Raw genomic sequence first — 21,283 nt, 5'->3', positions numbered from 1 at the left:
TTCTCACCGTGGCCGCGTTCCGCCGCGTGGCCTGCGCGCTTAGGCTTGTATCACGCCCGCCACCTGCGGGAACGGGGGGCCTGCCCACTCGGGGAGGCGATATGGCCGAACAGCCGCTACCACTCGCCACGCATCGGCGGGTGCGCACGCACGACGTCGACGAGGCCCGTACGAAGGTCGGCAACGACCTCGGCGACCACGGGCTGCGCCCGGTGGATCCGGAGATCCGCCTCGACGTTCGCATGAACGGGATGACGTTCGACGGGATGGGGCTGTACTCGCTCGGCTACGGCACGGAGGTGCTGATCACGCCGCAGCCGCTGGACACCTACCTGCTCGTCGAGATCCCCCTGATCGGCGCCGCCGAGGTGTCCCACGGCCGCGAGCGGATCGTGTCGACGCCCGAGCTCGCCGCCGTACTGTCGCTGACGCGGCCCATGACCATGCGCTGGGCCGCCGGGCACGTGTCGCTGATCGCCCGTTTCGATCGAGCGGCGCTCGAAGCCCATCTCTGCAAGCTCTTGGGGCGCACGCCGCGCAGGCCGCTCACCTTCTCCCTCGGCATGGACCTGACCCGGCCCCCTGTCCGATCATGGCTCTCGGTCGTCGACCTGCTGAGGCGGGAGGCGGAGACCGGCGGCGCCATGCTGGAGCAGCCCGTCGCGCTCAGGCAGCTCGAAGGGCTGCTGATGACGCAGTTGCTGCTGGCCCAGCCCAGCAACTACAGCGAGGCGCTGTCGGGCGGCCAGCCCCGTGTCGCGCCGACGGCGGTGGAACGGGCCGTGGACCTCATCGAAGCGCGGGCGGCGGAACCGCTCAGCGTGGAGGAGATCGCCGAGTCGGTGGGCGTCGGCGCGCGGGCGCTTCAGGAGGGGTTCCGGCGTCAGCTGGAGACGACGCCCATGAGCTACCTGCGGGAGGTGCGCCTCGAGCGGGTCCACGCCGAACTCGCGGTCCGGGACCCGGGCACCACCTCGGTCACCGACGTCGCCTATCGCTGGGGGTTCGTCCACCTGGGGCGGTTCGCCCTCGCCTATCGCCGGCGTTTCGGGGAGTCTCCCTCGGAGACCCTGCGTCACTGCTGAGGGCGGGCGTACGGCTCAGCGGGCCGGCAGGTCCGCCCACCACGTGGTGGTGCCGGAGGGGCGGGTCAGGGAGCCGTGCCGGATGGCGAGGGCGTCGACGACGACGCCGCCGCGCCCGCTCTCGTCCGGAGACGGCTCGGTCCCCGGCCACACCGGCGCCGCCCCGGCGTCGGTGACCTCGACCCGGATGACCGGGCGGTCGCCGTCGGCGTAGACGAAGAGCCGCAGCTCGGCCGGCGGCATGGCGTGGAGGACGGCGTTGGTCACCATCTCGGAGATCACCAGCATGGCCTCCTCGGCGGCGGCCCCGGGCGTTCCCCAGGCCGCCAGCACACGGAGCGCGCGTCGCCGCACGCCGCTGACCGCCTCAGGAGAGTGCGGCACCGGGAACGTGTACACGGAAGTGACCGCCTCGGCCGCGGAGACGTCCATGCGGTCCATGGTCTGCGAGTTCATCGTGTCGTGCTCCTTGGTCACCATCGCGGCGGGACTCACGTGGAGAAGCGCCCCTACGCTCCGCACGTGGCACGCCATACGGTCGGAAAGAGCGTCACTTACCGCAGGCTATGCGGGTTGGCCTGGGGCTTGCTATCCCCAAGGCGAAGGCGGGTATCCGTATAACGAACCATTACCCGGACGCGGTCCGGACGGCCGCGGGCTTCGGGGCGTCGACCCGCTGGCGGCGGAGCTGCTCGGCGAACTCCCTGGCCATCGCGAGCTGCTCGCGCAGCCTGTCGGCGCGTTCGGCCACCGCCTTCTCGAACAGCCGCAACCGGGCGAGCAGGCCGGCGTCGTCGTCGCCGCGGGCCAGCCGGTCGGTGATCTCCAGCAGGTCGCGCATCTCCTCCAGCGTGAACCCCAGCGGCTTCATCCGCTTGATCAGCGCCAGGCGCTGCACGTCCTCCTCGCTGTAGAGGCGGAAGCCCCCCTGCGTGCGGGCGGGCACGATCAGGCCGACCTCCTCGTAGTGGCGGATGGTGCGCAGGGACAGCCCGAGCCGTTCGGCGACCTCGCCGATCTGCACCAGACCCTCAGGCATCGCTCCGCTCACCCTTCCTGCCCCCCCGCGCGTGCGCGGTGCCGCCGGCTCCCCTCGCGTGAGGGATCCGTTCCGCGGCACAGTCCGCTGAACGCCTCGGTGACCATACCTCTCGCGGGGATTTCGCGTGCCGGGATCCACCGCGACGGCGCGCCCGGCGAGGGGGAAGGGCCGGGCGGGCCGTGCGGTGGCGTTGACGCCTGCGATGGGCGGCACGCGGCGAAGCGGAGTCCCACCGCAAGCGGGGCAGACTCTACTCTCACGGAAGGTTGGAGAGCAATGACGGCTGTGATCGGGAATGAGCGTCCCGGTCAGTAGGTGCTGGGCCCCGGTCTCTCGACGTTCCAGGTCACCGTGCCGTCCGCATGGACGCACCGTCGGCGGACCCGGGTGACCAGCTGGGCCGGCACCTGGAGCGCCGCCACCCAGGACCCGTTCCTGCTCCGCTCGAAACAGACGTTGTCGCCGTTGACGACGACGCGGTCGGCCGTGAGGGTGCGCTGAAAGCCGCTGTACATCCTGACGCGGTAGACGGACATCGTCCTCCCTCTGCACGTGCGGTCTCCGGTGCCGGCGGACCGCCGCGGAGGAAGCTCCCGTGCGGGCCGCCCTGGATCCCCGGCCTCCCGGTGGCCGTGACGCGGGGGTGCGGGGTGCCGCGGGACGGCGGCGCGCCGGCCGGGAGAACCACGTGACCAGCATCACCCTACTCTGACGTCAGAGTAGATGCTCCCCGAACACGGCTGCCCGAGCGCTTCCGGCTGTGGGCGGTCACCGGCTCCCCAGAGCGCGGGTCATCCGCTCCAGGTGGCCCAGCAGGAGCTCGGCCTGCTCCGCGTCGAGGTGGGCGGTCATCCGCCGTTCGATCTCGAGCACGTCGCCGCGCGCGGCGACGAGCCGGGCTCTGCCTTCGGCCGTGAGCGTGGTGGGCAGGGCTCTGCCCTGCGGCGCGGACGCCGGCCGCTCGACCAGCCCGGCGTCCTCCAGGTTGCGGAGCAACACGTTCATCGACTGCCGGGTGACGAAGGCGTCCCTGGCCAGCTCGGCGTTGGACAGCCCCGGCCGCTGGTCGAGCAGTTCCAGGCAGACGTACTGCGGAGTGGTCAGGTCGTGGCGGCGCAGCGCGGCGTCCATGGTCGAGCGCAGCGCCGCCTGGACTCTCTTCAGCTGGTAGCCCACCAGGCGCCCGGGGTCCGTGCCATCGCTCTCTTGCTTCATGTCAGCATTCTGACATACAGTCCTCTATGTCAAAGCTCTGACATTGGAGGCAATGATGACCGTCACCGGAGTGGACTTCGTGGCAGTGCAGGTGCGTGACCTGGAGGCCGCGGCCGCGTTCTACGAGAAGCGCCTCGGGCTGCGGCGTGACCCCGCCGGACCGCCGCACGCCGTGGTGTTCGCCACCACGCCCATCCCGTTCGCGGTGCGCGAGCCGCTGCCCGGCGTCGACCTGGAGGCGGCTCCGCGTCCCGGCTCGGGGGTGGCGCTGTGGTTCAAAGCCGACGACGCCCAGCGGCTCCACGACGAGCTCGCCGCGGCCGGGGTGCCGATCGTGTCCGCGCCGGTGGACGGGCCGTTCGGCCGGACGTTCTCCTTCAGTGATCCCGACAGGTACGTGGTCACCGTCCACGACAGGTGAGCGAGGCCCGCGCGGGACGTGACGGATGACCTGTCCGCCGCCGTCCCGCGCGGGCCCCGTAGCGCACTCTCCCGCTCTCGCGTACCCAGGGAAGCGGGTGGTATGCACAGCTCTCGCGCGCCGATCGCCCCGATCAGCTCGTCAGCAGGCCGATGCCGAGTGTCAGCACGCCCGCCGCCAGGCAGAGCGCGCCGAGCCAGAGCAGGATGATCAGACGGTTCGGCCGGGTCACGTCCCGTCCGAGGGACGACAGGAAGAAGCCGGCGGACATCAGCGCGGCGGCGGCCGGTACGCCGAGCCGGGCGGTCCACAGGGCGACGCCGCCGAGGCCGGTGGCGTCGACGAAGAGGAGGCACACCAGCCCGAGGGTGACCAGCACCCCCGCGTGCGCGTGGCCGGCGCGGGCGAACGTCTGCTGGAAGGGCGTCATCGGCACCGCGCCGCGGACGATCCGGGTGAGGAACCACCCGCCGAACTCGATGGTCACGACGGTCAGCAGGACGGCGCCGGCGATCAGCTGGGTCGGCTGACTGAGCTGCAGGGGGGTCATGGGCTCTCCTGTTCGGACATGATGAGGCCGTACGGGGACGGTGGTGGGTGAACGTCAGCGGCCGGCGTCCAGGGCGGCCTCGGGAAGACCGAGTGTCCGCGCGAGGTCGGTCAGCTCCGCCTCGAACAGATCGCCCTCCTCGTCGCCGATGATCCGCGGAAGGCCGAGCGATTCCAGGCAGACCATTGCGTAGAGCCGCGTCCAGCAGCGGGTGAAGGCGGCCGCGGCGGCCGTGGAGGGCATCGTGATCTCCAGCATCCGGACGAACCGCTCGGCGAGCGGCTCGATCCGGGGCTCGCGGGGCCAGGGAGCGGGGGAGGCGCCGCCGTAGTCCCGCCACGCCTCGACGAAGATCACTCCGAACAGCCTGCCCACCTGGCCTCGCGCCCGGCCGACCGCCTGGTTCTGCTCCTCCTCCGGAGGGGACGCGACCAGGGAGAGGTGGAACTCCCGGGGGTGCTCGACCCCCCAGCGCCGCAACGCCCTGCTGGCGGCCACGAGCCGGCCCGCCGTGTCCGCCTCGTCCACCTCGCCGACCCTGCCGGCGACGAACGCGGTGAGCTCGTCCAGGATCGCCACGATGACCGCGTCGAGGAGGGCGCGGTGGCTGTCGAAGTAGCGGTAGACACCGGGCGGGGTCATCCCCATCTCCCGGGCGACCGCCCGGATCGTCAGCGCTTCGACGCCCTGGGCCGTCAGGATCCCGCGGCTCACCGAGATCAGCTCGCGCAGTGTGGCGTCACGCACCCTCTGGCGTCGTGAAGGACCGGGCGTCGAGGACCCTTCCATCGGTCTGTCTCCCCTCTTGTGTTTACGCATGTTAACTATAGCGTCTTGCATTAGCTAATGCGTTCATGCGACGCTTGCGTTATCCATAATCGCGGAGATCGTCTGCCCGACTCCTGGAGGCCCCCTTGACCACCGACTCCGGCACAGCGCTGGGCTCCAGGCCCGCCGCCGCCCCGGCCACCGCTCCCCGGGCCGGCGCCGCCGAGCGTGACCGCACCATCGAGGTGCTCGGCGACGCGTTCGGCACCGGCTACCTGACCAAGGAGGAGTTCGACGAGCGCCTCGACATCGCCACGCGGGCGCGGCACCGCGGCGAGCTCGACGCTCTTCTCGCCGACCTGCCGGCCAAGCTGCGCACGTCGAGGGACCGGGCGCTGCGCCGGGCCCGGAAGGCCAGGGCGGCCAGGCTCGGGGTGCGAATCCACGCCGGCGTCTACGCCGGCGTGTCGCTCCTCATGGTGGTCGTCTGGCTCGCCGTCGGCCGGGCGACGGACTTCTGGTATCCGTGGCCGATCTGGCCCGTCCTGGGCTGGGGCGCCGGAGTGCTGGGCCACGCCGTACCCGTGACCCTGGCGATCCGCGCCCGCGAGCGCCGGGAGACGTCCAAGTCGCTCGCTTGACCACTCGCCAGGGTGGGCGGACTCGCACCGGGCCGAGGGGCTTCGCCGGTCGGTGAACCGCGGCCCCTGCGACCGGCGCTCACTTCGTGGAGGAGCCCTCCTTGCCGCCCAGGACGCTGGACAGGAACGCGCGGGTGCGCTCGTGCTCCGGCGCGGCGAGAAGGTCGCGGGGACGGCCTTGTTCGACGACCACGCCGTCGGCGAAGAAGGTCAGCCGGTCGCCGACCTCCCGGGCGAAGGCGATCTCGTGGGTCACCACGACCATCGTCATCCCATCGGCCGCCAGGCCCTTCATGACCTCGAGCACCTCGTCCACCAGCTCGGGATCGAGGGCGGAGGTCGGCTCGTCGAACAGCATCAGCGTGGGCTTCATCGCGAGCGCCCTCGCGATGGCCACCCGCTGCTGCTGGCCGCCGGAGAGCTGGTGGGGCCGCTTGTGCGCGTGGTCGGCCAGGCCCACGCGGTCCAGGTGCTCCATCGCCAGCGTCCGTGCCCGGTCCTGGGACATGCCCAGCACGTGGACGGGCCCGCACGCGACGTTCTCCAGCGCGCTCTGGTGGGCGAACAGGTTGAATCGCTGGAACACCATGCCGATGTTCCTGCGGAAGACGGCGAACTCCTTGGCGGTCCAGGGGTGGTACCTGCCGTCGCGCAGCGCGTGGCCGACCTCCTCCCCGAGCACGCGCAGGCTGCCGCCCAGCACGGGCTCCAGGCCGTTGACGCACCGCAGGAACGTGGACTTGCCCGAGCCCGACGGGCCGATGATGCAGCTCACCTCGCCCGGGGTCACCGTGAGGTTCACCCCGTTGAGCACCTGCACGCCGTTGTAGCCCATCCGGACGTCCGACGCGACCACGACCGGGGCCACGCCGCGGTCCGCTCCCGCGCTCACGCGGCCACCTTCGGCAGGACCCGGGTCGCGACCCCGCCACCGCGCACCAGGCGTACGGCCTCGGAGCCGAACCGGCGCTCCAGCCGCCCCTGCAGGTACGTCGCCACGGCGGTCATGAGCATGTACCAGACGCTCGCCACGATCAGCAGCTCCATGATCCGGTTGTTCGCCTTGTAGATCTGGCTGGCGTTGGTCATCAGGTCGTGCCCGGCGACGACGTACACCAGCGAGGTGGTCTTCAGCATGGAGATGAACTCGTTGCCGGTCGGCGGGATGATGATGCGCAGTGCCTGCGGCAGCACGATGACCCGCATCCGCTTGGCCGGCGTCATGCCCAGTGAGTACGCCGCCTCGGTCTGGCCCCGGTCCACCGCCTGGATCCCGGCGCGCACGGTCTCGGCGAAGTACGCCGCCAGGTTCAGCCCGAGCCCCAGCATGGCCGCGGTGAAGCCGGTCATCACCTGGTTGGTGTCCCACTTGAGACCGATCGCCGTGAAGGGGATCTTGAGCACCAGTTCGGGGAAGAGGAACGCCAGGTTGTACCAGAAGATGAGCTGCACCAGCACCGGCGTGCCGCGGAAGAACCAGATGTAGAACGTCGCCAGCCCGCTCAGCACCGGGTTCTGCGCCAGGCGCATGACCGCGACCAGGACGCCGAGCACCAGTCCGAGGGCCGTCGCCAGCACGGAGATCTCGATGGTGACCAAGGCCCCGGACAGGATGCGCTCGTGGAACAGATACTCGGCGACCTTGCCCCAGTCCAGGCGCGGGTTGACCACCACCAGGTAGGCCAGCCAGCCGGCGACCGCGAGCGCGACGGCCGCGGCGAGCCAGCGGCCCCAGTGCCGGGTGCGGGCGACGGGGACCGGCGTGCCGGCCCCGTCGACGATGGGTTCGGTGCGCACGTCACTTACCGCCGTTGACCACGGCCGACTCGACGGCCAGTGCGTCCAGGTTCCAGGCCTTGAGGATGTTGCCGTACTCCCCGCTCTTGATGAGTGAGTCCAGTGCGCCCTTGACGGAGTCGATGAGCTCCTTGTTGTCCGGCCTCATCCCGATGCCCCAGGGGCTCGCGGTGCCGTCGAGGGTGATCGCCTCCATCTCGAGCTTCGGGTCGGCCGCCTTGTACGCGGCGACCACGTAGTCGGTGACGCTCGCCTGCGCACGGCCGTTGCTCACCTGCATCATGGCCTCCGTGTCGCCGGGGAACTTGAGGATGTCCACGGCGGGCTTGCCGTCCTTCTCGCAGGTCTCGTCGTAGCTCTCGGCCAGCTCCATCGAGGAGCCGTTGTCGACGACGGAGACGGTCTTGCCGCACAGGTCCGCAGGCCCGGCGATGCCTGCCGGGTTGCCCTTCTTGACCAGCAGCGCGGCGCCGGCCTGCACGTAGTCGACGAACGTGACCTGCTCCTGCCGTTCCGGCGTGTCGCTCATCGAGGAGATGACGAAGTCGTAGCGGCCGGTGAGCACGCCGGGGATCTGCGAGTTGAACTCCTCGTCGGTGATGGTCACCTTGACGCCGAGCTTCCTCGCGATGGCGCGAGCCAGGGCGGGGTCGAAGCCGATCGCGGTCTTGCCGTCGCTCGCGAACAGCTCCATGGGCGGGTAGCCGATCGAGGAGACGACCTTGAGGCCGTTCGACTTGAGGCTCGCCGGCGCCTTGGCCGCGAGCTCCTGGTCAGGGGTGATGGCGTTGATGACGTCGGCCGCCTTCTCCTCGGCGGGGGCCTGGTCGAGGACGACGGCCGGCGGCGTCGAGGCCGCCGCGCCGGAGTCCTCGGCGTCCAGGGACTGGGCGCCGCAGGCGGCGGTCGCGGCGAGCAGCCCGCCGACGGCGAGCGTGGTGAGGATCCGGGTGTTCACAGGGGGTGCTCCTTCAGATGCGCCGCCAGCGGACCTCGCCGCCGACGACGGTGGTCAGAACCTTGGTGCGCAGCACCGCCTCGGGCGACTCCAGGTAGGGGTCGGTGTCCACCGCGATGAAGTCGGCGAGTCTGCCGGGCGTGAGGACGCCCTTGCGCTCCTCCTCGCCCGCGGCGTAGGCCGCGCCCAGGGTGTGGGCGGTGACGGCCTCGGCCATGCTCAGCCGCTGCTCCGGCTGCCACCCGCCGACGGGGGTGCCGTCGGTCCGGGTGCGGGTCACCGCGGCGTACAGCGCGGCGAACGGGTTGGGGTGCTCGACGGGGGCGTCGGAGCCGAAGGCCAGCGCCACGCCGACGTTGAGCATTCCCCGCCAGGCGTAGGAGGCCAGGTCGTGGCCGGCCAGCAGGTGGTCCACCAGGTCGATGTCGCTGGTGCAGTGCACGGGCTGCATCGAGGCGACGATGCCCAGCCGCGCCATCCGCGCCAGGTCGCCGGGCCGCAGGTGCTGGGCGTGCTCGATGCGGTGCCGCAGGCCCGGCGTCTGGCCGACCGCCTCGTACGCGTTGATGACCAGGTGGTTGGCCAGGTCGCCGATCGCGTGCGTCGCCACGGCGATGCCGGCTCCCGCCGCCCGGGAGAACAACGCGACCAGTTCCTCGTACGGCGTGACGGCGATGCCGTTGTTTCCGTGCTCGCCGGCGAAGGACTCGCTCATGTGGCAGGTGTGCGAGCCCAGGGCGCCGTCGCTGAAGATCTTCACGGGGCCGGTGCGGACCCAGTCGTCGCCCTGCCCGGTGCGGCGGCCCTCGGCGATCGCCGCCTCCAGGTGGACCATCGGGATCGCCTTGTGGACGCGCAGCTTGAGCTCGCCCGCGTCGCGCAGCCGCAGGTAGGCGGCCCGGCAGTCCTCGCCGTCGATGTCGTGGACGCTGGTCAGGCCGAGCGCGAGCAGCTCCTCCTGCGCCGCGCGGAGCAGGTCGCGCAGGTCGGGGGAGACCATGAGGTCGCGGAGCGGGTACGAGGCCGCCTCGCGCAGGATGCCCGTGGGCTCCCCGTTCGCGTCCCTGACGATCTCGCCCCCCACGGGGTCGGGCGTGCTCGCGTCGATGCCGGCCAGCCGCAGCGCCGCCGAGTTGGCCCACACGGTGTGACCGTCCACGCTGGGCAGCGCGACCGGCAGGTCCGGGCACACGGAGTCGAGCGCGTACCGGTCCGGCTGGGCGGGCGGGTTCCAGGTGTTGCTGTTCCACCGGCCGCCGAACAGCCAGGCGCCCGGTCGCAGCCGCGCCGCGTGCGCGGCCACCGCGGCGAGGGCCTCGTCCAGGGACCGCACGTCGCGCAGGTCCACCGCGCCGAGGCTCTGGGCGTACTGCGCCGTGTGGATGTGCGCGTCGTAGAGGCCGGGGAGGACGGCGGCGCCGTCCAGGTCGATCAGCTCCGCGCCCGGGCCCGCGGCCTCGCGCACCTCCGCCTCCGTGCCGACGGCGAGCAGCGTCTCGCCGTCCACGGCCATGGCCTGGGCGGGTGGGGCGCCGCCGGTCCCCGTGTGGATGGCGGCGTTGCGGTACACGCGGATGCTCATGTGACCTTCAGAAGGATTCGGGAACGATGGGCCATCACTGTAGAAGTGGCGAAAAGAAGTAGGAAGCGCTATAAACACGACATTTGGCAGCCCTGAGAGCAAGGAACGCTAATGCTCAAGCCGGAACATCTCCGCACTCTGCGCGAAGTGGTTCAGTTCGGCTCCTTCGCGGCCGCGGCGAACCGGCTGGGGTACACCTCGTCGGCCGTCTCCCAGCAGATGGCCGCGCTGGAGCGGCAGATCGGCGTCCGGCTGTTCGAGCGTTCCGCGCACAGCGTGCTGCCCACCAGCGCCGCGGAGGTGCTGGCCAGGCACGCGGCGGCCGTGCTCGGCGACATGGAACGAATGATCGCCACCGTCCAGGCCGTGCACCGCAACAGTGAGCGGCGCATCCGCCTGGGCATCTTCCCCAGCTTCGCCGACAAGCTGACCGGCGTGCTCGCGCGGATGGAGGACAGGGACCGGGCCGGCGTCAAGGTCACCGTCGCCGAGTCCTCCCAGCTCATCCCGCGTCTCGGCGCCGGAGGCGAGCTGGACGCGGCGATCGTCTACCAGGTGGGGAACTCCGGCCTCTCGTGGCCGTCGGCGCTGGGCCGCCGCTGGATCGCCGAGGACCGCTACAAGATCGTCCTACCCGCCCAGTGGTGCGACCTGGCGCCGTACCGGGCCGAGCAGCTCGTCGACCTGCCGTGGATCACGCACCACCCGGGCAGCAGCGACGCCTCGTTCTTCGAGGGCGTGTTCGCCCGCTGGGGCCTGCACCCCCGGGTGGCGGGGTACTCCGACGACTTCAAGATCATGCTGGCGATGGTCGAGGCGGGGATGGGCGCCGCGTTCGTCACCGACCTCGCGCTGCGCGGGCACGGCTCGGGCGTCGTGGTCGCCGACGTGCCGTGGCTGAACACCAGTCGCAGCATCTTCGCCCTCGCCCGCCCGGAGCGGGAGAGCGCCCGGCTGCTGTCCCTGCTGGACGCGCTGGCGGTCTGACCGTACGCGGCCCGGTGAAGTGCGCACCGGGGCGGCGAAGGTCCTCCGAGGGTCGACGCGAACCGGGAGATATGTCACCATTTGCCGGATCTCGGTGTGGCTGGTGACGACCCCGCCGCGCCGTCCCCGCCGGACGGTTCCCCGCCGCCCGAGGAGGCGTTCGAGGAGGCCCCCGACCATGGAACGCGAGCCGGAGACCATCGGGTCCGCCGAGGCGGTCGCGGAACGCGACGCGGCGATCGCCCGGTCCGCCGAGGCGATCCGCCTGTACGGCGATCACGCGATCCTCATCGAGGCCGGCGCCGAGCCGGTCATCGAACGGCTCTCCGCTCAGGAGCGTCCCGTGCCCGGCGCCTCGCCGGAGCTGTGGGCCTGGACCTTCGTCGTCAAGGACATGATCGACGTCGCCGGGCTCCCCACGACCCGCGGTTCCGCCCTGTACGGAAGCGAGGAGGCGCTGGCCACCGCCCCCTGCGTCGAGGCGCTGGAACGCGCGGGGGCGCTGCTGGTGGGCAAGGCGAACCAGCACGAGTTCGCCTGGGGCGTCACCAGCGAGAACCCGCACTGGGGCGACGTGCGCAACCCGCGTCACCCGCACCTGTCTCCCGGCGGATCGAGCGGCGGCACGGCGGCCGCCCTCGCCGCGGGCATCGCCAGGTTCGGCCTCGGCACCGACACCGGCGGCTCCGTACGGATCCCGGCGGCCTGTTGCGGCGTGGTCGGCCTGCGGCCCAGCGCCGGCGCCGTCCCGGCCGAGGGGGTCGCGCCGCTCGCCCCCATGTTCGACGTCGTCGGGCCCATGACCACCTCGGTCGCCGACTGCGCCCGCGTGTGGCGGGTGCTCTCCGGCGAGGCGGTCGAGCCGCCGGACGCGCTACGCGGGCTGGTCGTCGGCGTCGCCGAGGGGTGCGCGCAGGCCGGGGAGTTCGCGGACCTCGGCGCCGAGATCCGCGAGATCGCCCTGCCGTACGACATCCTCCCGCCGTACTGGACGATCGTGGGCGCGCAGGCCCGCCGCACGCACGAGGCCACCTATCCGAGGGCGGCCGGGAGCTACAGCGAGGGAGTGCGGCGGAAGCTGGACGGCGCCGGCGGGATCGGCCATCGGGAGTACCGCCGGGCGGTCGAGGAGCTCGACGCGGTCAGGGCCCGTTTCACCAGGGAGATGTCCGGGATCGATCTCCTGATCACGCCGACGCTCGGTGGGCCCGCGCCCCGGCTCGGGTGCGACGAGGCCGCCGTACGCGGCGAGATCGGCCGCGTCACCGCCGTCGTGTCCGCGCTCGGCCTGCCCGCGCTGGCGGTGGGGGACCTGCAGATGGTGGGACGCCGCGAGGCCGACGTCCTGCGTGCCGGGCTCTGCCGGGAGGCGCTGGGCGGCGGCGTCCCCGAGCCCCGCTGACCTCTCCCCGAGCCCTGCTGACCCTTCAGGCGGGCCGCGGCAGGGCCCACGGATCCACCGGCACGACGGCCGTGCAGCGGCCGAGCCGGTCGAGGACCCGGCCGTACAACTTGGCCTGCCGCAGCACGATCTGCCGGTCGGCCACGGTCACGTGGGGAAATCGCTCCTCCAGGCGGACCACCAGGGGATGCAGGTCCGAGACCTCGTGCAGGCCCACGGTGAGGAGCATGTTGCGGGGGCCCGCGAGCGCCGCGCAGGTGCGGGTCTCCGGCCAGCCGAGCAGTGCCCGGCCCGTCTCCTCCAGCAGGCCGTCCGGCATCCGCAGCCACAGGACCGCCGAGGAGTGCCAGCCCGCGTGCGAGCGCGCGAGGTCGCAGCGGAAGTCGATGTCGCCCGTCGCGACCAGCCGGGACAGCCTGCGCTGCACCGTGCGCTCGGACACGCCGACGGTCCGGGCCAGTTCGGAGTAACCGGCCCGGCCGTCCGGCAGCAGGGCCTTGAACAGCAGGCGGTCGAGTGCGTCCATCCGCCTCGTCGACTCCGGCGGGCCGGGCCGCCGCGCCAGGGCGGCCGCCGTACGGGGGGACAGCACGCGCAGCCGCCAGTGGCGCGAGGCCTCGAAGACGCGCGTCGCGACATGGGTGCGCACCTTCGCCACCCCCGGCATCCGCGGCAGGTCCGTGAGCAGGTAGTCCGCGAGCGCCGGCATCGACGCGGCCACGGCGATCACGAAGAGGTCGTGGCCCGCGGCGACGTGCTGCACGGTGATGAGATGCCCGGCCGTGGCGAGCCGGCCCGCGACCTCGACCGCGGCTCCGGACACGCAGTCGATCTCCAGGAACACCATGCTCATCTCGTGCATCTGGCGCTGACCGAGGGCGACGGTGGTCCAGGCCTCGCCGTCGTCGTTCAGCCGCTGCCAGCGCCGCGCGGCCGTCGCCGGATCGGCGCCGATCGCCGCCCCGATGTCCACCCAGCTCGCGCGGGGGTTGATCTGCAGCGCGTCGATCAGTTCGAGGTCGGCCTCCGACAACAACCGAGGCTGCTCTGTGTCGGAATCCTGCACTCATGCCCCTTCAATGACTGTTTGCTGCATTTTTGCGCTCGGAACACCCTATAGACCGATCCTTGTGCGCGCGGCCGTCCCGGCGCACCCCGAACGGCCGCCGGAGGCTTCCGCGACCGTGCGGCGGGATCCCGTCGCATCCGGGGAGAGGACGAACGTCGATGACTCGGTTCTGGGGCACCCGGCGGGTCCGCAACCTGGCCGGAGGCGGCCGGTGAGCGAGCCCCGTCTGGTCGGCGTCCTGGGCGGCATGGGACCGGCGGCCACGGTCGACTTCTACGGCAAGCTCGTGGAGGAGACGCCGGCGACCTGCGACCAGGGTCACGTGCCCGTCGTCATCTGGGGCGACCCCCGCGTCCCCGACCGATCGCTGAATCTGATCGGCGACGGCGAGGACCCGATTCCGCACCTGCGACGCGGCATCGAGGGCCTGAAACGGGCCGGGTGCCAGGTGCTCGCGGTGCCGTGCAACACCGCCCACGCGTTCGTCCCCCGCCTCGCGGCCGAGGCCGGGCTGGAGCTGGCCAGCATCATCGAGGTCACCGCCGACGCCCTCGCCGCCGACGGCGTACGCGCGGCGGGCGTGCTCGCCACGACGGGCACCCTGCGCGCGGGCCTGTACGCGGAGGCGCTACGGCGGCGCGGCGTCGCGGTGATCGAGCCGGCCGAGCCCGATCAGTCACGGGTCATGGCGGCCATCGGCGCGGTCAAGAGCGGCGCCGCCGGCCCGGCCCACCGGCTGAGTCTCGAGGATGTCTCGCGCTCCCTCGTGGACCGCGGCGCCGAGCGGGTCGTCGCGGCGTGCACCGAGATCGTCCTGGCCTTGGACGCCTCCCGCGTCCCCGTCCCCGTCGTCGACCCCGCCCGCCTGCTCGCCCGCCGGGTCGCCGAACTGGCCCTCCGCTGACCCCGCCGCTGCGACCGTCGTGGGGCCGGCGGCCGCTGCCTTCCGCCGGCGCAGGAGTCATAGTCGTAGGATGACGAAGTAGGCGTTATTCCTGCTGGTCACGAGGCATGCCATGCGGGTGAGCGGTTCGCGTCGCACACGATGGGCCGAGGGAAAAGGCGGACTGACCCGGCGCACGATCGTGGTGAGCATGCTGATCTTGGGCCTCATCTGCGGCGCCTTCGCGTTCCTCCTGCCGGCGATTTCGGGTCTTCGTGAGGCGGTGCATCTCACAAACCACTCCAGGCATGTGCTGACGACCGCGAACCACCTCCACAGGCTCGTCATCGACCTTGAGACCGGTCAGCGGGGGTTCGTCATCGCCGGAGACGAGAGCTTCCTGCAACCGTGGAGACAGGCCCGTGCCTCCATCCCCGAGCAGGCGGCCACCCTGGAGCGGCTCGCGAGCGTCCAGAGCGCCGCGCAGGCAGACCGAGCGCGCCAGATCAAGCAGTCCATCGAGGCCTACATCCGTGACTATTCGATGCCGACCGTGGAGGCCGCGCGGCGAGATCCGGCATCCGTCCGAACCGTGGCGGTGACGGCAGAGGGAAAACGCCGTGTCGACGCGATAAGGGGCCAATTCGAGCGCTTCGTGAATTTTGAGAATCAACTTCTCGCGTCGCGGCAAGAGCGTGCCGCCGATGCCGCTGTCCGGGCCACCGTGGCGGCGGCGGCCGGTGTGGCGGGATCGATCCTGCTCATCCTTCTCTTCGACACCTACCTGATCCGGTCGATCGTCCGGCCGGTCCGCAAAGCGGCCGCAGTCGCTTCCCGGTTGGCCGGCGGAGACCTCACGGCGCGCATGCCGGAAACCGGTGCCGGCGAGATCGGCGAGCTCGAAGTCGCGTTCAACAGCATGGGACGCTCGCTGGAGGAGAGCCGCGAGCTGACAGAGAGGGCGCACAGGCGCCTCAAACTGCTGTACGACGCCAGCACGGCGATGGGCACCACCCTCGATGTGAGGCGGACCGCGGAAGAGCTGGTGAAGGTAGTGGTCCCCGAGTTCGCCGACTTCGTCACGGTCGACCTGGTAGCGGGTGTCTTGCGAGGCGATGACCACCAGCCGCCGGACGAGGGCGAGACGCTGTGCCGGGTGGCCGTCGGAGGCATCGAAGACACCGCGTCGTTCCACCCGCCCGGCGTGCCGATCACGTGGGCCCCGTCCACGCCTCAGGCCCGCAGTTTTGACGGTGGCCTCGCCGTGATCGAGCCCGATCTGCGGGCTTCCGCCGCGTGGCGGTCGCGGGACCCGGAAGAGACCGATCGGATCCTGGGCGACGGCATCCACTCCCTGATCACGACTCCGCTACGTGCCCGGGGGATGCGGATGGGCGTGGTCAGTTTCTGGCGCTCGCGTCTGCCCGGGCGATTCGACGAGGAGGACCTGTCCTACGCGGTGGAACTGGCCGCCAAGGCGGGCGTCCTCATCGACAACGCCCGCCGATACACCTGTGAACGCAACACCGCGCTGACCCTGCAGCGCAGTCTGCTGCCCCAGCGGCTGCCCGTGCAGCCGGCGGTGGAGATCGCCTCCCGTTATCTGCCGGCGAGCGCGCAGACCGGGGTGGGCGGCGACTGGTTCGACGTGATCCCGCTGTCCGGCTGCCGGGTCGCCCTCGTCGTCGGGGACGTCGTCGGTCACGGCATCCACGCCGCCGCCACCATGGGCCGGCTGCGCACCGCCGTACGCACCCTGGCCGACGTCGACCTGCCACCTGACGAGCTCCTCACCCACCTGGACGACCTGGTCATCCACCTCACCAGCGACGAACAGCCCGGCGTGGCGGAAGGCGACACGGCGGCGTTCGCCGAGCTGGGCGCCACGTGCCTGTACGCCGTCTACGACCCCGTCTCACGCCTGTGCACCGCGGCCACCGCCGGTCACCCGCTGCCTGTCCTGCTCACTCCCGACGGCACCACGGAACTGGTGAGCGGGCCGGTCGGCCCTCCTCTCGGTGTCGGCGGCCTGCCCTTCGAGAGCACCGAGCTGCGCTTGGCCGAGGGCACCGTCATCGCCCTGTTCACCGACGGCCTGATCGAAGCCCGCAACCGGGACATCGACCAGGGCCTCGCCGAGCTGCGGCGCGCCCTGGCGCTGCCGGCGGCATCACTCGAAGACACCTGTGACGCCGTGACCGGCGCCCTGCTGAGCGGCCGCGCGGCTGACGACGCAGCCCTTCTCCTCGCGTGCACCGAAGCCCTCTCCCCGGACCAGATCGCCACGTGGGACGTCCCCGCCGACCCGGCCCTGGTCGCGCCCACCCGGAAGCTCGCCATCGAGCAGCTCTTCGTGTGGGGACTGGACGAGATGGAGTTCGTCACCGGCCTCGTGGTGAGCGAGCTGGTCACCAACGCCATGCGCCACGGGACCGGCCCGATCCAGCTACGACTGATCCGCGACCGCACACTGATCTGCGAGGTCTCGGACGGCAGCAACACCGCACCGCACCTGCGCCGGGCCCGCGTCTTCGACGAGGGAGGCCGCGGGCTGCTGCTGGTCGCACAGCTCACGCAGGGCTGGGGCACGAGGCAGACGATCAGTGGCAAGACCATCTGGTGCGAACAGGCCCTGCCTCCCCCCATGCCGGGCACGGACGGGGCACCTGGCGACGAAGTCTCCAGGGCGGCATGAGACACGACACCCTCACACCGTGGCGCACGTACCACTGCGGGACCGGCGGCCTGACCCCGCGGCGAGCCGGTCCGGCCTTCCAGGGCTATGGGTGCATGGTCGGGTTGCGCGGCGTCCGGTCAGGCGGCGATCGCGGGGAACACCACGAGCGATCCGTCGCTGCTTCGTTCGATCTCGATCGCGACATCAGCCGGGTGAGTTCCCACGTCGAGGCCATCGCCCAAGGCGCGAAGGCGATATACGGCTTTGAGTAGGTCGTCGACCTCGCCCTGCGTGAACATGATGCTCAGGAAACCGCCATTGCGTTTCAATTCGAGAGTCGACAGTCGAAGGAGGACGGAGTTGACGCCTGATTCCAACTCGTCGACGCGACGTTCGTCGTCGTGCAGCGATCCGACAAAGGTCTTGAACGGATTGTCCGTGCCCGCCAGTTGCGCGTGTTCAACCGCCTGAAGCACAAGCACCCGGCGTTTGAGAGCGATGGCCAGTCGTGCCAGCTCCACGTGCGCTCGGAATGCTCCACCTTCCTCGTTGACGCCGGGGAATGATTTCGTCAGTACATCAAGCTCGACAGGACCGTCAGGCAGCTTGGCCAGCGCATCCTGCCATTTCGCGAGCCGACGCTTGGCCCGTTCGATCGCCGTGCTGATCGCGTACGACGAGGTGTCCAGCCCTAGCGACAGGCCGATTCTGCCCTTGTCGAGGAGGATCGACGTCGCCTTGTCGATCGCGTCACGACAACCGTCCAACTCGCTGCGTTCGTCCTCGAGGTTGTCTTCGTGCAACTGCTCCAAGAGGTCGGTGATCCGCTCGATCGCTTCCTGGCATTGGTGATCGGCGTAGGCGCTGACGCCGACCGCGACGGCCATCAGCACGAGTGGCGCGGCCACGGTCAGCGCCCCGGCGCCGGCCGCGGCCACACCCGCTGTGCCGGCCGAGCCGGTCGCGGCACCTGCGACAGCGGACTTGCCGGCAACGGGAACGAATCTCGCGTGGTTCGTGATGCGGCCGGTGGAGTTGACCAGCGCGCTGCGCACACCCCCTGCGGATGCCTTCATGGGCTGGACGAGTCCCTTACCGAGCTGTGCGGCGACCTTCGCCGGCACCACCATCCGGTAGAGCACGTCACCGTTAGCGGGGACGTTCAGCGTCGGAGACGCTGATTTCGCTGTCTGAGCCACGAGGTGTGATAACTGCTGAGCGAGCGGGCTGGCTGCGTGGAGCGGGATACCACCGTTCCGATCGCGCCTGGCCGACATCGGATGCGCTTCCAACGTGGCGATGGGGGAATCCGCGAGTGCGGCCAGGACTGTTCTCAGTTCTGCCAGCCGGGCCGGGGTCATCCCCTCATCGCCTATCACGTCCGGCACGCTCATGGTTTGCGTAGCGAGTGTCCATACTGGCACGGGCGCCATATCACCAGTGGTCACGTCGTGTCCCCTCCCCAACTGACGTCCACCATAGCCTTCAGCCGTAGGCCTGGATGAGTCAACGAATGACCGAGCGCCGTTGAGCTCTCCGCTCGCCGGAAATTTTTTCCTGATCATCCTGTTCATTCATTCGTGCGGCGTGTCGATCCGCCCGAGGCGTTTACGTGGGCGGCGGCTTGCCTCAAGCTCCGGTGGAACGAATTTGGAAGATGGATGTTCTCCAACGGGTCGTGGAGATGCACGGTAACGCCGCGCTGGCGCCGTAATCATCGTCCAGTCGTGACGAGAGGAAGGACGTGCGCCCAGCGGTCGTGACGCTACGGGCCGCCCGGATGCCGTCCGCCAAGCTCCACTGCTGTCCTCGCCGGGCCACCGCGATCGTGCAGGCCATCCTCGTCCCGCACGCCGTCGAAGCCGGCCCCTACTCAGGACTGAAAGGGCTCGATGGACCAGCTGAGATCGCGATATCCGAGTCGACCTGCCAGTCGTCATTGAGCGCCTTGCGGGACTCCGCCCGGCCGACCAGTGTGCCGCCCATCATGGCGTCTGCTGGTCGCGGCGGGTCTGCTTCTTCTCGCGGATGACCGCGTGGGCGTCGGCGACGGGGCCTAGGTGAGCGAGCTTGTCGGGATTGACGATCGAGCGGATGGTCTGGATGCGTCCGTCCAGGATGTCGAGCGTCCAGACGTTGCAGATGTGACCGTCTCGGTCGCGGATGATCGCACCCGGCTGGCCGTTCACCTCGTGCGCCTCCAGCACCGCGCCGATCTGGGCGAACGGCGGGATGGCGACGGACAGCACCCGGGCGACCTTCGCGACGCCGAAGAGGGGGATCGTACTCCCGATCTTGCCGGCGCCGTCATTGACTAGCTGGACGTCGGCGGCCAGCAGTTCCTGCAGCCCTGTGACGTCCCCCTCCCTCATCGCTTGGAAGAACCGCCCGGCGAGCTGCTCGCGGGCCCGGCGATCCGCCTCGAAGCGGGGCCGGCCCGCGTCCATGTGACGGCGTGCCTGCACCGCGAGCTGGCGGCAGGCCGCCTCCGACCGCTCCACCGCGGCGGCGATCTCCCGGTAGCTGAAAGCGAACACCTCGCGGAGCACGAAGACCGCACGCTCGAGCGGGCTGAGTCGCTCCAGCAGGATCAGCGCCGCCATCGACAACGAGTCGGACAGCTCCGCCGACCGCTCCGGGTCCTGGTAGGGGTCGGTCAGCAGCGGTTCGGGGAACCATGGCCCGACGTAAGCCTCGCGCCGGACGCGGGCCGAGCGCAGCACGTCGATCGAGATCCGCGTCACCGTGGCCGACAGGAAGGCCTTGGGCGACTCGGGCTGGGCCGGGGAGCCTTCGTAGCGCAGCCAGGCCTCCTGGACGGCGTCCTCGGCCTCGCTCACGCTGCCCAGGATGCGGTAGGCGATCGCGAAAAGCAGCGGCCTCAGTTCCTGGAAGTCCTCGACGCGAGTCACGCCGACCATTGATATCACCACTCAGGACAAAGGTGACATGGTGTCGCAGGTCACACTCGGGCGATCTCACATCTCTGCCGGGCTATCTCGTCCAGGGGGTTGTAACGGCTGAAAGCGGCAGCAAGGAGCACACCATGCAGAAGGTCTGGTTCGTCACCGGCTCGTCCCGCGGCCTGGGCCGCAACTTCGTGGAGGCCGCCCTGGCGCGCGGCGACAAGGTCGCTGCCACCGCCCGGAACACCGCGAGCCTGCGGGCGCTGGCCGACACCTACGGAGACGCGGTGCTTCCACTGGAGATGGACGTGATCGACAGGGCCACCGTCTTCGAGAGCGTGAAGCGCGCCAAGGAGCACTTCGGCCGGCTCGACGTCATCGTGAACAACGCCGGCTACGCCCAGATCGGCGCGGTCGAAGAACTTACAGAACAGGAACTGCGCGACCAGCTCGAGACCAATCTGTTCGGCGCGGTGTGGGTGGTCCAGGCCGCGCTGCCGTACCTGCGCGAGCAGCGCTCGGGGCACATCATCCAGCTTTCCTCGGCCGCCGGGGTCATCGCGATGCCGCTCGGCGGCGCGTACCACGCCTCTAAGTGGGCCCTGGAGGGCCTGAACGAGGCGCTCGCCGGCGAGGTCGCCGAGTTCGGCGTCAAGGTGACCATCATCGAGCCCGGCGGCTTCGCCACCCGGGACGGCAACAACCCCGACCCGCTCGCCAACGGCCACATGGCCAAGCCCGACCCGGCCTACGACGGTCTCCGTCAGCGCCTCGGGGCGATGACAGGGAAGATGCCCGCAGGCGATCCGGCCGCCGCGGCGCAGGCACTGCTGAAGCTCGTGGACTCCGCCAACCCGCCGGTTCGGGTGCTGTTCGGCAAGGGCTTCCACCCACTGATCGAGCGGGCCTACGCCGACCGGCTCAAGACCTGGGCCGACTGGCAGGACCTCTCAATCGAGGCACACGGCAACCTCGAAGCCCGCTGACTCAGGTGAGAGGCCGCGCGACCGGCGAGCGGCGCCCAGATCGCCCAGGCCACCTGGGCGTCCGGGCGATCCGCTCGGCCGGTGAGCGGCGCGGGCTGCAGCATCCGCACGCCGTTCAAAGGCCATCGGCTACGACTGCCGCTGTCGCGCCATCGGCGCTCGGTCGAACGCGCGCAAACTCCCATCCGCGCCTGCGGGGAACGCGCCGTGGCCACCGGGCCCGCCCGAGTGTGGTGGGGTCGCCCACGTCTTGTGGGCGATCCAGCGTCGGCACGCGGCTGACCTACCGCCCGGGCAAACAAAAGTGAGGGCCA

General features: G+C 70.8%; 21 protein-coding genes and 1 pseudogene. 9 read left to right on the top strand and 13 right to left on the bottom strand.

What is annotated here, in order from left to right; genetic code table 11:
• Positions 1-101: 101 nt before the first annotated feature.
• Positions 102-1,085 (top strand): AraC family transcriptional regulator, encoded by a 984-nt coding sequence (locus tag ACWEQG_RS19690; RefSeq protein WP_452286495.1) that lies wholly within the window; start codon positions 102-104, stop codon positions 1,083-1,085.
• A gap of 15 nt (positions 1,086-1,100) precedes the next feature.
• Here ACWEQG_RS19690 and ACWEQG_RS19685 read toward each other — a convergent pair whose 3' ends face one another.
• From ACWEQG_RS19685 to ACWEQG_RS19670, 4 genes are all read right to left on the bottom strand, one after another.
• A complete protein-coding gene (locus ACWEQG_RS19685) occupies positions 1,101-1,580 on the bottom strand; it encodes an ATP-binding protein (RefSeq protein WP_452286493.1) in 480 nt (159 codons plus the stop codon).
• Positions 1,581-1,713: 133 nt separating this feature from the next.
• Entirely contained in the window at positions 1,714-2,124 is a 411-nt protein-coding gene (locus tag ACWEQG_RS19680; protein ID WP_363462404.1) for a MerR family transcriptional regulator, read from the bottom strand.
• 311 nt (positions 2,125-2,435) lie between these two features.
• Entirely contained in the window at positions 2,436-2,663 is a 228-nt protein-coding gene (locus tag ACWEQG_RS19675; protein ID WP_363462405.1) for a hypothetical protein, read from the bottom strand.
• A gap of 232 nt (positions 2,664-2,895) precedes the next feature.
• Positions 2,896-3,342 carry a MarR family winged helix-turn-helix transcriptional regulator gene (locus tag ACWEQG_RS19670; RefSeq protein WP_452286491.1) on the bottom strand — a complete coding sequence of 149 codons (447 nt, stop codon included), beginning with the start codon at positions 3,340-3,342 and terminating at the stop codon, positions 2,896-2,898.
• Positions 3,343-3,397: 55 nt separating this feature from the next.
• On the opposite strand from ACWEQG_RS19670, the gene ACWEQG_RS19665 reads away from it, so the two are divergent.
• A complete protein-coding gene (locus ACWEQG_RS19665; protein ID WP_452286489.1) occupies positions 3,398-3,763 on the top strand; it encodes a VOC family protein in 366 nt (121 codons plus the stop codon).
• A 133-nt stretch (positions 3,764-3,896) separates the two neighbouring features.
• On the opposite strand, the gene ACWEQG_RS19660 is transcribed toward ACWEQG_RS19665, so the two are convergent.
• On the bottom strand, positions 3,897-4,313 hold the full coding sequence (locus tag ACWEQG_RS19660; RefSeq protein ID WP_452286487.1) for a hypothetical protein: 417 nt from the start codon (positions 4,311-4,313) through the stop codon (positions 3,897-3,899).
• Between the two features lie 54 nt (positions 4,314-4,367).
• A complete protein-coding gene (locus ACWEQG_RS19655; RefSeq protein WP_452286485.1) occupies positions 4,368-5,060 on the bottom strand; it encodes a TetR/AcrR family transcriptional regulator in 693 nt (230 codons plus the stop codon).
• A 167-nt stretch (positions 5,061-5,227) separates the two neighbouring features.
• Here ACWEQG_RS19655 and ACWEQG_RS19650 point away from each other — a divergent pair, with 167 nt between their 5' ends.
• On the top strand, positions 5,228-5,722 hold the full coding sequence (locus tag ACWEQG_RS19650) for a DUF1707 domain-containing protein (protein ID WP_452286483.1): 495 nt from the start codon (positions 5,228-5,230) through the stop codon (positions 5,720-5,722).
• A gap of 79 nt (positions 5,723-5,801) precedes the next feature.
• Here the strand turns inward: ACWEQG_RS19650 and ACWEQG_RS19645 are convergent, their stop codons facing one another.
• Genes ACWEQG_RS19645 through ACWEQG_RS19630 form a run of 4 tightly spaced genes read right to left on the bottom strand, consistent with a single transcriptional unit; the run spans position 5,802 to position 10,059 of the window.
• Entirely contained in the window at positions 5,802-6,557 is a 756-nt protein-coding gene (locus tag ACWEQG_RS19645; RefSeq protein ID WP_452286787.1) for an amino acid ABC transporter ATP-binding protein, read from the bottom strand.
• Positions 6,558-6,610: 53 nt separating this feature from the next.
• Positions 6,611-7,519, bottom strand: a complete 909-nt coding sequence (locus tag ACWEQG_RS19640; protein WP_452286481.1) for an amino acid ABC transporter permease — start codon at positions 7,517-7,519, stop codon at positions 6,611-6,613.
• A gap of 1 nt (position 7,520) precedes the next feature.
• Positions 7,521-8,477 carry an ABC transporter substrate-binding protein gene (locus tag ACWEQG_RS19635; protein ID WP_452286479.1) on the bottom strand — a complete coding sequence of 319 codons (957 nt, stop codon included), beginning with the start codon at positions 8,475-8,477 and terminating at the stop codon, positions 7,521-7,523.
• A gap of 13 nt (positions 8,478-8,490) precedes the next feature.
• Positions 8,491-10,059 (bottom strand): amidohydrolase, encoded by a 1,569-nt coding sequence (locus ACWEQG_RS19630; protein WP_452286477.1) that lies wholly within the window; start codon positions 10,057-10,059, stop codon positions 8,491-8,493.
• Positions 10,060-10,170: 111 nt separating this feature from the next.
• Between ACWEQG_RS19630 and ACWEQG_RS19625 the strand changes: the two genes are divergently transcribed.
• Both ACWEQG_RS19625 and ACWEQG_RS19620 read left to right on the top strand, forming a co-directional pair.
• A complete protein-coding gene (locus ACWEQG_RS19625; RefSeq protein ID WP_452286475.1) occupies positions 10,171-11,046 on the top strand; it encodes a LysR family transcriptional regulator in 876 nt (291 codons plus the stop codon).
• A 178-nt stretch (positions 11,047-11,224) separates the two neighbouring features.
• Positions 11,225-12,448, top strand: coding sequence for an amidase (locus ACWEQG_RS19620; protein WP_452286473.1), 1,224 nt, complete (start codon positions 11,225-11,227; stop codon positions 12,446-12,448).
• Positions 12,449-12,473: 25 nt separating this feature from the next.
• On the opposite strand, the gene ACWEQG_RS19615 is transcribed toward ACWEQG_RS19620, so the two are convergent.
• Positions 12,474-13,481, bottom strand: coding sequence for an Lrp/AsnC family transcriptional regulator (locus ACWEQG_RS19615; RefSeq protein WP_452286471.1), 1,008 nt, complete (start codon positions 13,479-13,481; stop codon positions 12,474-12,476).
• A gap of 247 nt (positions 13,482-13,728) precedes the next feature.
• Between ACWEQG_RS19615 and ACWEQG_RS19610 the strand changes: the two genes are divergently transcribed.
• Complete coding sequence (locus tag ACWEQG_RS19610) at positions 13,729-14,421, top strand: aspartate/glutamate racemase family protein (RefSeq protein WP_452286469.1); 693 nt, start codon at positions 13,729-13,731, stop codon at positions 14,419-14,421.
• 190 nt (positions 14,422-14,611) lie between these two features.
• Complete coding sequence (locus tag ACWEQG_RS19605; protein ID WP_452286467.1) at positions 14,612-17,095, top strand: SpoIIE family protein phosphatase; 2,484 nt, start codon at positions 14,612-14,614, stop codon at positions 17,093-17,095.
• A gap of 119 nt (positions 17,096-17,214) precedes the next feature.
• Here the strand turns inward: ACWEQG_RS19605 and ACWEQG_RS19600 are convergent, their stop codons facing one another.
• Positions 17,215-18,471 carry a hypothetical protein gene (locus ACWEQG_RS19600; protein ID WP_452286465.1) on the bottom strand — a complete coding sequence of 419 codons (1,257 nt, stop codon included), beginning with the start codon at positions 18,469-18,471 and terminating at the stop codon, positions 17,215-17,217.
• A gap of 398 nt (positions 18,472-18,869) precedes the next feature.
• On the opposite strand from ACWEQG_RS19600, the pseudogene ACWEQG_RS19595 reads away from it, so the two are divergent.
• Positions 18,870-18,956, top strand: a pseudogene (locus tag ACWEQG_RS19595) (IS5/IS1182 family transposase); the annotation flags it as partial.
• Between the two features lie 106 nt (positions 18,957-19,062).
• Here ACWEQG_RS19595 and ACWEQG_RS19590 read toward each other — a convergent pair.
• A complete protein-coding gene (locus ACWEQG_RS19590) occupies positions 19,063-19,998 on the bottom strand; it encodes an RNA polymerase sigma-70 factor (protein WP_363463826.1) in 936 nt (311 codons plus the stop codon).
• Positions 19,999-20,123: 125 nt separating this feature from the next.
• On the opposite strand from ACWEQG_RS19590, the gene ACWEQG_RS19585 reads away from it, so the two are divergent.
• On the top strand, positions 20,124-20,969 hold the full coding sequence (locus tag ACWEQG_RS19585) for an SDR family NAD(P)-dependent oxidoreductase (RefSeq protein ID WP_452286463.1): 846 nt from the start codon (positions 20,124-20,126) through the stop codon (positions 20,967-20,969).
• Positions 20,970-21,283 lie beyond the last annotated feature (314 nt).

The organism is Microbispora sp. NPDC004025 (assembly GCF_053604425.1).
The sequence above is the reverse complement of the archived record's forward strand: the minus strand, read 5'-3'. Positions and strand labels throughout refer to the sequence as shown.

What these genes read in the sequence shown, in the direction of transcription:
- ACWEQG_RS19690 (WP_452286495.1), top strand. Translation starts at nt 102, where the DNA reads ATGGCCGAACAGCCGCTACCACTCGCCACGCATCGGCGGGTGCGCACG.
- ACWEQG_RS19680 (WP_363462404.1), bottom strand. Translation starts at nt 2,124, where the DNA reads ATGCCTGAGGGTCTGGTGCAGATCGGCGAGGTCGCCGAACGGCTCGGG.
- ACWEQG_RS19675 (WP_363462405.1), bottom strand. Translation starts at nt 2,663, where the DNA reads ATGTCCGTCTACCGCGTCAGGATGTACAGCGGCTTTCAGCGCACCCTC.
- ACWEQG_RS19670 (WP_452286491.1), bottom strand. Translation starts at nt 3,342, where the DNA reads ATGAAGCAAGAGAGCGATGGCACGGACCCCGGGCGCCTGGTGGGCTAC.
- ACWEQG_RS19665 (WP_452286489.1), top strand. Translation starts at nt 3,398, where the DNA reads ATGACCGTCACCGGAGTGGACTTCGTGGCAGTGCAGGTGCGTGACCTG.
- ACWEQG_RS19660 (WP_452286487.1), bottom strand. Translation starts at nt 4,313, where the DNA reads ATGACCCCCCTGCAGCTCAGTCAGCCGACCCAGCTGATCGCCGGCGCC.
- ACWEQG_RS19645 (WP_452286787.1), bottom strand. Translation starts at nt 6,557, where the DNA reads ATGGGCTACAACGGCGTGCAGGTGCTCAACGGGGTGAACCTCACGGTG.
- ACWEQG_RS19630 (WP_452286477.1), bottom strand. Translation starts at nt 10,059, where the DNA reads ATGAGCATCCGCGTGTACCGCAACGCCGCCATCCACACGGGGACCGGC.
- ACWEQG_RS19625 (WP_452286475.1), top strand. Translation starts at nt 10,171, where the DNA reads ATGCTCAAGCCGGAACATCTCCGCACTCTGCGCGAAGTGGTTCAGTTC.
- ACWEQG_RS19620 (WP_452286473.1), top strand. Translation starts at nt 11,225, where the DNA reads ATGGAACGCGAGCCGGAGACCATCGGGTCCGCCGAGGCGGTCGCGGAA.
- ACWEQG_RS19605 (WP_452286467.1), top strand. Translation starts at nt 14,612, where the DNA reads ATGCTGATCTTGGGCCTCATCTGCGGCGCCTTCGCGTTCCTCCTGCCG.
- ACWEQG_RS19600 (WP_452286465.1), bottom strand. Translation starts at nt 18,471, where the DNA reads ATGAGCGTGCCGGACGTGATAGGCGATGAGGGGATGACCCCGGCCCGG.
- ACWEQG_RS19590 (WP_363463826.1), bottom strand. Translation starts at nt 19,998, where the DNA reads ATGGTCGGCGTGACTCGCGTCGAGGACTTCCAGGAACTGAGGCCGCTG.
- ACWEQG_RS19585 (WP_452286463.1), top strand. Translation starts at nt 20,124, where the DNA reads ATGCAGAAGGTCTGGTTCGTCACCGGCTCGTCCCGCGGCCTGGGCCGC.